Below are 2,810 nucleotides of genomic sequence, written 5' to 3'. Positions count from 1 at the left end.
GTGCCGGCGAGACCGGCACGAGCACCGCCGTCAGTGCTCCTCGAGGCCGTCGCCGTCCCCGGGCTCGGACGCCTCGGCGTCATCGCCCTCGGACTCGTCGTCGGACTCGAACACGTCGGCCGGAACCGCCGTCAGCTCGAGGTCCGCGCCGTCGACCGGCTCGGTCGACTCCTCGGCCTGCACGCCCGCGAACTCGGCGAACACGTCGAGGCCGGGTGCGCTGGGCGCCTCGGGCTGCGCGACGACAGGCGCCTCGTCGTGGTCGTGGTCGTGCTCGTGCGCGTGCGCGGCCGCTGCGGCGATCGTCGCGAGCGTCGCCTTGACCGCCTCACGGGCCTCGGGCAGCACGGGCACACCCGCGTGCGGCACGTGCGCGACCGGCTCCTTGCTGGTGCCACCTCGCTTGCGACGCGACCGCTTGGCCTCGGCGTCGGCCGCGGCCGCGGGCTGCTGCTGCGCACCGGCGTCGGGACGCTGGTTGCTCTTCTCGATCGGCTCCTCGTGCACGATGAAGCCGCGCCCGTGGCAGTGCTCGCACGTCTCGCTGAACGCCTCCACCAGACCCTGACCGACGCGCTTGCGCGTCATCTGGACCAGGCCGAGCGAGGTGACCTCGGCGACCTGGTGCTTGGTCCGGTCGCGGCCGAGGCATTCCACCAGGCGGCGGAGCACGAGGTCACGGTTGGACTCGAGCACCATGTCGATGAAGTCGATGACGATGATGCCGCCGATGTCGCGCAGCCGGAGCTGGCGGACGATCTCCTCGGCGGCCTCGAGGTTGTTGCGCGTCACCGTCTCCTCGAGCGTGCCGCCCGAGCCGGTGAACTTGCCGGTGTTGACGTCGACCACCGTCATGGCCTCGGTGCGGTCGATCACCAGCGAGCCGCCCGAGGGCAGCCAGACCTTGCGGTCCATGCCCTTGGCCAGCTGCTCGTCGATGCGGTGCACCGCGAACACGTCGGTCTCGGACTCCCAGCGGGAGACCTTCTGCGCCAGGTCCGGGGCGAGCTCGTCGATGTACGACGAGATCGTCGACCAGGCGTCGGCGCCCTCGACCACGAGGGAGGAGAAGTCGTCGTTGAAGATGTCGCGGACCACACGGATGGCCATGTCCGGCTCACCCTGGAGCAGTGCCGGTGCCGAGGCGGTCTTCGACTTCTTCTCGATGGCCTCCCACTGGCTCTGCAGTCGGGCGATGTCGGCGCGCAGCTCGTCCTCGCTGGCCCCCTCGGCCGCGGTGCGCACGATGACGCCCGCGGAGTCCGGGACAATCTCGCGCAGGATCTTCTTGAGGCGGTTGCGCTCGGTGTCGGGCAGCTTGCGGCTGATGCCGGTCATGCCACCACCGGGCACGTACACGAGGTAGCGGCCGGCGAGCGTGACCTGCGAGGTCAGACGCGCGCCCTTGTGGCCGATCGGGTCCTTGGTGACCTGCACCAGCACCGGGTCACCGGACTTGAGGGCCTGCTCGATGCGTCGCGCCGAGCCTCCCTCGAGCCCCGCCGCGTCCCAGTTGACCTCGCCGGCGTAGAGCACGGCGTTGCGGCCCTTGCCGACGTCGACGAAGGCGGCCTCCATGCTCGGCAGCACGTTCTGCACGCGGCCGAGGTAGACGTTGCCGACCATCGAGGCCTGCGCCTGGTTGGACACGTAGTGCTCCACGAGCACGCCGTCCTCGAGCACAGCGATCTGGGTGCGGGCGTTCTTCTCGCGCACGATCATCGAGCGGTCGACGGACTCGCGGCGGGCCAGGAACTCCGACTCCGTGATGATCTGGCGGCGGCGGCCGGCATCGCGACCGTCCCGGCGGCGCTGGCGCTTGGCCTCGAGCCTCGTCGAGCCGCGCAGGGCGGTGACCTCGTCGCTGGGCACGCGGGTGCGGGCGGCGCGGGGCTCGTTCTGCTCGCCGGACTCGCCGCGGGACGACCCACGACGACGGCGACGGCGGCGACGGCTCGAGCCGCCGTCCTCGTCCGTGGCGTCGTCCGAGTCGGCCTCGGAGTCGGTCGTGGCAGCCTCGTCGGCGTCCTCGTCCGAGTCCTCGGAGTCGTCGGTGGACCCGGCGGAGTCAGGTCGGCTGCGCCGTCCACGGCCACCGCGACGACGACGGCGGCGCGGGGCGCCGGACTCGGCGGCCTCCGCCTCGTCGTCCTCCTCGAGCTCGGCCTGGTCGTCGCTCACGTCCTCGGCGGCCTCGTCGTCGGCCACGATCTCGTCCGGCACGGCCTCGACGACGTCGTCGACGACCTCGTCCTCGGTGCGTGCGGCGTCCGCGCCACGTCCACGACGCCCACGGCGGCGCGAGCCGCGCGACGACGCCGTGCCCTGCTCGACGGTCTCGGTCTCGGTCTCGGTCGCGTCGACGGGCTCGGGGGTCGCCTCGGCGGCCTCGGCCTCGGCGCGGCGGGCGGCCTCGGAGATCTCCTCCGGCGAGCCGGTGCCGGCCTGCGCGCGACGACGGCGCGGGCGCGCAGCGGCCGGGTCCGGCGCCTGGAACAGCAGGGCGGTGGTGGCGAAGCGACGGCCGGTGGAGGTGGAGCTGGTCGTGGCGTTGGCCGGCTCGCTCGACGGGGCGGTCGCAGCCAGCTCGGCGAGCACGTCGAGGGTCGGCGCCTGCTCGGCGTCCTCCTCCTCGGTCTCGGCCGGCTCGATCTCGGCGGGCAGGGGCTCCGGGGCGGGCTCGGGCGCGGTCGCGGCGACGGGCGCGGGGGTCGCCTCGGCGGCCTCGGCCGCGGCGCGGCGGGCGGCCTCGGAGAGCTCCTCCGGCGAGCCGGTGCCGGCCTGCGCGCGACGACGGCGCGGGCGCGCAG

General features: G+C 73.7%; 1 protein-coding gene. It reads right to left on the bottom strand.

Annotation, left to right across the window (positions count from 1 at the left end):
- Positions 1-30 precede the first annotated feature (30 nt).
- Positions 31-2,810 (bottom strand): Rne/Rng family ribonuclease (locus tag AC1DUQ_RS20170; protein ID WP_477074465.1); only part of this gene is annotated, 2,780 nt, incomplete at its 5' end.

This window comes from Cellulomonas sp. P4_B5_2 (genome assembly GCF_056402235.1).
The sequence above is the reverse complement of the archived record's forward strand: the minus strand, read 5'-3'. Positions and strand labels throughout refer to the sequence as shown.